Consider the following 6,906-nt stretch of genomic DNA (forward strand, 5'->3'; position numbering starts at 1 on the left):
CTCATGTGGTTCAACCCGCCCACCCGGAGCGCGGTCCCCTCGGCCGAGGGCGCATCGGACCAGCGCCATGCAGCCGAAATGGCCGTGGTCTCAGCCGCTCCTGCCCACCTCCAGGAGGCCGCGGCCGATCTGGTTCCCGCCGGCACGCCACAGGGCCCGGCCAGGCGCCCGGGCCTGCGGGGCAGAGTCTCGGGAAGCTTCACCTGGTTTACAGCGACAGTGGCCGCCGTTTTTGCAGTGGCAGCAGGGGCGGGAATGGTCCTGAGCGGCTCGGACGTGGGCATTGTTGCGGCGCTGGAAATTGGTGGCCACCAAGGTGAAATAGGAATTGTTTTCCTCTTCTGGTGTGCCGCATCAGTGGTGGGCGGCCTGGTGTATGGAGCCATGCACCGGCCGGTGTCGCCCATCGTCCTGCTGCTGGGAATGGCCGCGCTGACCATCCCCATGGGGTTCGCCCAGGACACCTGGACCCTGGCAGCCCTGTCGGTGCTCCCGGGACTCCTGTGCGCGCCCGTGCTGTCAGCGGCTTCCGAGAAGGTCGCCGAACTCGTGCCCGAGGACCGTCGTGGCGAGGCGATGGGCTGGTACGGCTCCGCCCTGACCGGCGGCGTGGCCCTGGGTGCCCCGCTGGCCGGGGTCTTCATCGACGGCGTGGGTCCTGCCGGCGGATTCATCTCCGTGGGTGTGGGCGGAGTTGCACTGTGCCTGGTGGGCCTGCTGCTCCAGGCGGTGCGACGCCGCCGCGCGGCTGTCTGACATCCACAAGGACCTCAAGCACGACGGCGGCGGACGGACCGTGTGGTCCGTCCGCCGCCGTCGTCGTACTTCTTTGTGCCGGCCCCGTTGCCTCGGGGCAGTGCGCGCCTAGTTGACGGCGCCGGTGTATTTCTCGCCGGGGCCCTTGCCCGGGGCGTCCGGAATGATGGACTCTTCGCGGAAGGCGAGCTGAAGAGACCGCAGGCCATCGCGCAACGGGCCGGCGTGCTGGGAGCCGATTTCGGGTGCCGCTGAGGTCACCAGGCCGGCCAGGGCCGTAATGAGTTTGCGTGCCTCGTCCAGGTCCTTGAGTTCCTCGGCGTTGTCCTCGGCGGCAAGGCCCAGTTTCACGGCGGCGGCGCTCATGAGGTGGACGGCGGCCGTGGTGATGACCTCGATGGCCGGCACCTCCGAGATGTCGCGGATTTGCTGGGTCACGTCAGCCTTGGCATCGGGGGCCTCGAAAACGTGTGAATTACTGTCTGGAGTGCTCATACTGGTAAGCTTGTCACAGACCGACTGGATGTCGTTATTTTGCTGTGTAAGGTCCCACTGGCGCCAAGCTGCGCTGGGCGGGATTCTTTCTGTAGAATGGCATGCAGTTTGCAAGCGGAGTTCTCTCCCACCCGCGTCAGCCGTTTTCCCGCCGGAAGAAATTTCCCGGGAAGCAAGGTTGCCGGGTACCTGGTCGGGCATTTCCTGAGGCACTGCGCCGCAGGTTGTGCGCACAGCCCTCTTGGAGGAGCGTGCATCCGATCTTCGAGGCCTTCGATTGCTCCGGCAATTGGGGGCCTTCTCTATTTGCCGGTGGAATACCACATCAATCACAGGAGCTTTAACATTAGCGAGCCAAGAATCAATGAGCGTATCCGCGTCCCCGAGGTGCGGCTGGTCGGCCCTGCAGGTGAACAGGTAGGAATCGTCCGTATTGATGATGCCCTGCGTTTGGCTGCCGAGTCCGATCTTGATCTCGTTGAAGTTGCACCGCAGGCCAAGCCTCCGGTGTGCAAGCTGATGGACTTCGGCAAGTACAAGTACGAGGCCGCTGTCAAGGCACGTGAAGCCCGGAAGAACCAGACCAACACTGTTCTGAAGGAAATCCGCTTCCGCCTGAAGATCGACACCCACGATTACGAGACCAAGCGCGGCCATGCACTGCGCTTCCTCGGCGCCGGTGACAAGGTCAAGGCCATGATCCAGTTCCGTGGCCGTGAGCAGCAGCGTCCTGAGATGGGCATCCGCCTGCTTCAGCGCTTCGCCGACGACGTCGCCGAAGTGGGCGTTGTTGAGTCCAGCCCGCGTATCGATGGCCGCAACATGGTCATGGTGGTGGGCCCGCTCAAGAACAAGGCTGAAGCCAAAGCTGAAGCGCGCCGTGCTACGCAGCGTGCAGAGGCCAAGGCGCAGAACGAAGCCAAGGCAACAGGCGGCGGGCGGGTCGATGTCTCCGGCGACGACCAGGCACCGTTCACGCAGTCGCTGGCCGACCTTCTGCCCGAAGGTTTCGCCATCACCACCGAGCCGGAAACGGAAGCGCGGGACACTGAGTCTGAAGCTGCCGGGACTGTTGCTGAAGAGTCTGAAGAAACGCAGGCTCCGGTAACCGAGGAAGCGCCGGCAAAGGCTGAGGCGCCCGTTGCGGCTGCCCCCGAGGCTTCCGCCACGGAGGCACCAGTGAAGGAAGCCGTCGCTGAGGCGGCTCCGAAGCAGGCAGCCCCGAGGCAGGCCGCGCCTAAGGCAGCTCCCAAGGCTGCCGCTCCCCGGCGTGAGGCTCCGAAGGCTGCCCCGGCAGCCGCTGCCAAAGCACCTGTGGCCGCGAAGCCTGCCGAAGCTGCGAAGCCTGCGGAAGCTGCCGCTCCGGCAGCTGCTCCGGCTCCGGCCGCTCCGAGGCCTCCGGTCCCGATGCCCAAGCCGGTAGCCCGGCCGGCAGCGCCGAAGCCTGCTGCAAGGCCTGCCCCTAAGGCAGCGCCGAAGCCCGCCGGCAAGAAGACCACCTAGTTCAAAACTGTTGGAGGTTGTCCTCCCGCAGTACGCAACCAGCACGCCGCCTGCAGGGGTGGCTGCTCGAAGAACTGCAGACTATGTCTGTGGACACGTAAGGAGATCGGTTCCCATGCCGAAGATGAAGACCCACAGTGGTGCTAAGAAGCGCTTCAAGCTGACCGGCAGCGGCAAGCTGCGCCGCCAGCAGGCCAACCGCCGCCACTACCTCGAGCACAAGTCCTCCAGGCTGACTCGTCGCCTCGCCGGCGACAAGATCGTCTTCAAGGGTGACGCAAAGGTCATCCGGAAGATGCTCGGCATCTAAGTTCCAAGTTCTCTGACTGATGCCACCTGGCAGCAGTCAACTACCAAAAAGGCTTCTCAGGCCAGCCGGTTCTTTCCGGCAGTAGATGCTTGGGATCAGATTTTCGAAGGAGTACGCACGTGGCACGTGTGAAGAGGGCGGTCAACGCCCACAAGAAGCGCCGGGTTATCCTTGAACGCGCAAAGGGCTACCGTGGACAGCGTTCACGCCTGTACCGCAAGGCCAAAGAGCAGCTGCTGCACTCGTTTGTGTACAGCTACGGCGACCGCAAAAAGAAGAAGGGCGACTTCCGCCGCCTGTGGATCCAGCGTATCAACGCTGCATCCCGCGCCAACGGCCTGACGTACAACCGCCTGATCCAGGGCCTGAAGGCCGCTGAGGTCGAGGTTGACCGCCGTATGCTCGCTGAGCTGGCTGTCTCGGATGCCAACGCATTCGCTGCCCTGGTCAAGATTGCCAAGGACTCCCTGCCTGCTGACACGTCCGCTCCGGCCGTCCAGGCTGCGGCTCCCAAGGCTGCCAAGGCACCCAAGGCGAAGGCTGCAAAGCCGGCCGCTGAAGTGGCTGCCAAGTAGTTCCTGTTCGTCGTTCAAGCTCTGGTGGCTCCAGCCACTAAGGTTCTTGTATGAACGAAACCGGGCGCCCGCAAGATGATTCACTCTCCAACCCCCGAGCTGATCGGGTGAGGAAGGTGGCACAGCTTGCAGGGCGCCCGGCCCGTTTAAAGCGGGAGCAGTTCCTGGCTGAGGGCCCCCAGGCTGTGCGCGAAGCGCTGACGCTCCACCGGAAGCGGCTGGCAGCGGGGGAGCAGGGGATTGTCGAAGAGGTCTACGCAAGCGAGTCCTGCCTGGACCGGTACCCCGAATTTGAAGAGCTGGCGGAGGGAACCCCTGCCTATATCGCCACGGATGAAGTACTCGCCGCGATGGCGGATACGGTCACCCCGCAGGGCATCCTCGCTGTTTGCCGTTTCCTTGATGTCGGTATTGAAGAAGTGCTCGACGGCGGACCCCGCCTGATTGCCGTGCTGTGCCAGGTCAGGGACCCCGGAAACGCCGGTACTGTGCTGCGGGCTGCCGATGCGGCCGGGGCCGACGCCGTGGTGCTGACAGGTTCCAGCGTGGACATTTACAACCCCAAAGCGGTCCGTTCCACCGCGGGATCCATCTTCCACCTTCCCGTGGTCCTCGGCGCAGACGCTGCGGAAGTGGCCGCAGCCTGCCGCGCCCGGGGCATCGGGGTGCTGGCCGCTGACGGCTACGGGGACCTCAACCTGGACACCCTTCAGGACGAAAACGCCGCCCGCAGGACGGCAGGCTCGGCCGTCGAGTCGGTGTATGGGCTGGAGCGACCCACCGTTTGGCTGTTCGGAAACGAAGCCCAGGGGCTTTCGGAGGAAGAACTGGCCCTCGCTGACCACCGGGTGGCAGTGCCCGTCTACGGCGCCGCCGAGAGCCTCAACCTCGGGACAGCGGCGACGGTGTGCCTCTACGCCAGCGCCAGGGCCCAGAACGAAACCCATGCAGGCAGCCAGATAACCACTGGTTAGGACATCACCATTAAAAGTCAGGGCCCCGGATAAATCTCCGGGGCCCTTGCTGTATGAATAGGTGAGATGCCGGGAATCAGGGTGCGCGTGTGGTCTTGCCGCGTCCCGTGACGGCGCCATAGATGCCAACAACGAGCAGGCCACCTACGATCGCCAGAAGCCATGTACCGAGGTCGAAGAAGGACTCGACGCCCCTGCCAAACAGGAGGCTGCCAATCCAGCCGCCGACGATAGCACCAACGACGCCAAGGACGAGGCTGGTGACCCATCCGCCGCCCACCCTGCCGGGCATTACGGCTTTAACGATGGCCCCGACAATGAGGCCGAGAATAATCCAAGCAAGAAAACCCATGTCTCCTCCTTATTATTCGTCGGGAGTATTTGTCCCGATTGTGTTCAAGCTAACATAAGGCGACTTGGTTGTCAGCAGGCTTTGGGCCCGGCCGGCCCGTGTTCTTCGGGCCTGAAAGGTACGGTGTTCATGGGCGGAGTCTTCACCGGCCCGGCAATGGTTTCTGCAGGTTTTCCAAACCCTGCACGCCAGTTCTTCCAACTCTGAAGAGGAGAGCCTCCGTGGCTGCAAATGGCGGTACCAAAGCGATCGTGGCGGCTCTCGCAGCAAACCTGACGATCGCCGCCCTCAAGTTCGTTGCCTTTTTCCTGACGGCTTCCTCGTCGATGCTCGCTGAAGCCATCCATTCCATTGCCGACTCGGGGAACCAGTTGCTGCTGTTGATCGGCGGCAAGAGGGCCCGCAAGGAGGCAAGCGCGGAGCACCCCTTCGGGTACGGACGCGAACGCTACATCTATGCATTCATCGTCTCGATAGTGCTTTTCAGCGTCGGCGGACTGTTTGCACTGTATGAGGCCTGGGAGAAGATTCAGCATCCCCACGCCATCGAGGGCGACTTCTGGTGGGTTCCCCTGGCTGTTCTGATGGGGGCCATTGTGGCCGAGTCCTTCTCCTTCCGGACGGCAATCATCGAATCCAATCACGTTCGTGGGAAGCAGGGCTGGGTCAGTTTCGTGCGCACGGCCAAGCAGCCCGAACTGCCGGTCATTCTGTTGGAGGACCTCGGAGCACTTCTGGGCCTGATGTTCGCGCTGATCGGTGTGGGGATGACGCTGATCACCGGCAACGGGATCTGGGACGCTTTGGGTACTGCAATGATCGGTTTCCTGCTCGTGGCGATCGCCATCGTGCTGGCTATCGAAACCAAATCCCTGCTGCTGGGGGAATCAGCCACCCGCAACGACGTGGCCCGGATCAGCGAGGCCATCGAGGCAGGCGGAACAAGCCGCATCATCCATCTGAAGACCCTCCACCTCGGACCGGAAGAGTTGCTCGTGGCAGCCAAAATTTCCGTGGGCGCTGCCGACACCGGCCGCGATATTGCTGCCGCCATCGACGAAGCGGAGGTCAGGATCCGGACGGCGGTTCCGATCGCCCAGGTGATCTATCTCGAACCCGATCTGCACCGGGACGAAAAGCAGGACAGCGGGCAGCGTCAGGCAGGGGCGGGGCCACAGGACGTCCTTCCCTGATGAGCCCTGGTCCTTCCCTGATTGGCCCTGGTCAAGGCGCTGACGCATTCAGGATGACCGCCCATGCGGGCAAGGCAGCCCTACGCTGCGGTTGTGTAGCTCCTGGCCACGTGATCCGGGATCAGGTGGCCAGCGGCTTTTTGCGTTCGAGGAGGCCGCTGATGACTGCGACGGCCAGGCCCAGGATGGCCAGCACCGCACCAACAAGCGCTGGTGCCACGAAGCCCCAACCCCAGGCGATCACCAGACCGCCGAGGAAGGCACCCAACGCGTTGGCCACGTTCAGCGCAGCATGGTTCAGCGAAGAGGCAAGGGACGGGGCATCCGGTGAGGCGTCCAGCAGGCGGGTCTGGAGGGCCGGGATCAGCAGGGAGCCGGAGGCCCCCACCACAAAGACCATCACCAACGCGGACCACGGCCAGTGCGCGGCGATAGCGTAGACAACGAGGGCAACAGCGATTCCAGGCAGTACCCAATACAACGTCCCCATCACGGACTTGTCAGCCAGCCTGCCGCCCACCACGGTGCCGGCCACCATGCCGAGTCCATACAGCGCCACCACAACGGGAAGCAACCAGGCGGGGATGCCTGCCACCAGGGTCATGGTGTGCGCAATGTAGGTGTACGTGGCGAAGAAGCCGCCAAAGCCCACGATGCCGATCAGGATGGCCAGCCAGACCTGAAGACGCTTAAGGGCACCGAGTTCGCGGCGGATGCTCGCGTCCGGGTGGGCGGGCTGGAAGGGGAC

General features: G+C 63.7%; 9 protein-coding genes. 6 read left to right on the forward strand and 3 right to left on the reverse strand.

The window, feature by feature from the left end; all coding sequences use genetic code 11:
* The coding region (locus DBR22_RS11820) for an MFS transporter (protein ID WP_146187482.1) at positions 1-756 on the forward strand (756 nt) is incomplete at its 5' end.
* A 108-nt stretch (positions 757-864) separates the two neighbouring features.
* Here DBR22_RS11820 and DBR22_RS11825 read toward each other — a convergent pair.
* Positions 865-1,251: a DUF1844 domain-containing protein gene (locus DBR22_RS11825; protein WP_058929458.1), complete on the reverse strand. Its 387-nt coding sequence runs from the start codon at positions 1,249-1,251 to the stop codon at positions 865-867.
* A gap of 387 nt (positions 1,252-1,638) precedes the next feature.
* On the opposite strand from DBR22_RS11825, the gene infC reads away from it, so the two are divergent.
* From infC to DBR22_RS11845, 4 genes are all read left to right on the forward strand, one after another.
* The gene (gene infC / locus DBR22_RS11830; RefSeq protein ID WP_375134955.1) at positions 1,639-2,754 is read left to right on the forward strand and encodes a translation initiation factor IF-3; all 1,116 of its coding nucleotides are present in this window, start codon (positions 1,639-1,641) and stop codon (positions 2,752-2,754) included.
* Between the two features lie 115 nt (positions 2,755-2,869).
* The gene (gene rpmI, locus DBR22_RS11835; RefSeq protein ID WP_009358635.1) at positions 2,870-3,064 is read left to right on the forward strand and encodes a 50S ribosomal protein L35; all 195 of its coding nucleotides are present in this window, start codon (positions 2,870-2,872) and stop codon (positions 3,062-3,064) included.
* Positions 3,065-3,183: 119 nt separating this feature from the next.
* Positions 3,184-3,639 (forward strand): 50S ribosomal protein L20, encoded by a 456-nt coding sequence (gene rplT, locus DBR22_RS11840; RefSeq protein WP_108599178.1) that lies wholly within the window; start codon positions 3,184-3,186, stop codon positions 3,637-3,639.
* 50 nt (positions 3,640-3,689) lie between these two features.
* Complete coding sequence (locus DBR22_RS11845; RefSeq protein WP_108599179.1) at positions 3,690-4,613, forward strand: TrmH family RNA methyltransferase; 924 nt, start codon at positions 3,690-3,692, stop codon at positions 4,611-4,613.
* A gap of 76 nt (positions 4,614-4,689) precedes the next feature.
* On the opposite strand, the gene DBR22_RS11850 is transcribed toward DBR22_RS11845, so the two are convergent.
* Positions 4,690-4,965 carry a GlsB/YeaQ/YmgE family stress response membrane protein gene (locus tag DBR22_RS11850; protein ID WP_108599180.1) on the reverse strand — a complete coding sequence of 92 codons (276 nt, stop codon included), beginning with the start codon at positions 4,963-4,965 and terminating at the stop codon, positions 4,690-4,692.
* A 221-nt stretch (positions 4,966-5,186) separates the two neighbouring features.
* Between DBR22_RS11850 and DBR22_RS11855 the strand changes: the two genes are divergently transcribed.
* A complete protein-coding gene (locus tag DBR22_RS11855) occupies positions 5,187-6,158 on the forward strand; it encodes a cation diffusion facilitator family transporter (protein WP_108599181.1) in 972 nt (323 codons plus the stop codon).
* Positions 6,159-6,279: 121 nt separating this feature from the next.
* Here the strand turns inward: DBR22_RS11855 and DBR22_RS11860 are convergent.
* On the reverse strand, positions 6,280-6,906 hold a 627-nt coding region (locus DBR22_RS11860; protein ID WP_146187483.1), incomplete at its 5' end, for an MFS transporter.

It is taken from the genome of Arthrobacter sp. HMWF013, assembly GCF_003061105.1.
Lineage (GTDB): Bacteria > Actinomycetota > Actinomycetes > Actinomycetales > Micrococcaceae > Arthrobacter.

Coding starts and splice junctions, on each gene's coding strand:
- DBR22_RS11825 (WP_058929458.1), bottom strand. CDS start 1,251: ATGAGCACTCCAGACAGTAATTCACACGTTTTCGAGGCCCCCGATGCC.
- DBR22_RS11850 (WP_108599180.1), bottom strand. CDS start 4,965: ATGGGTTTTCTTGCTTGGATTATTCTCGGCCTCATTGTCGGGGCCATC.
- DBR22_RS11845 (WP_108599179.1), top strand. CDS start 3,690: ATGAACGAAACCGGGCGCCCGCAAGATGATTCACTCTCCAACCCCCGA.
- rpmI (WP_009358635.1), top strand. CDS start 2,870: ATGCCGAAGATGAAGACCCACAGTGGTGCTAAGAAGCGCTTCAAGCTG.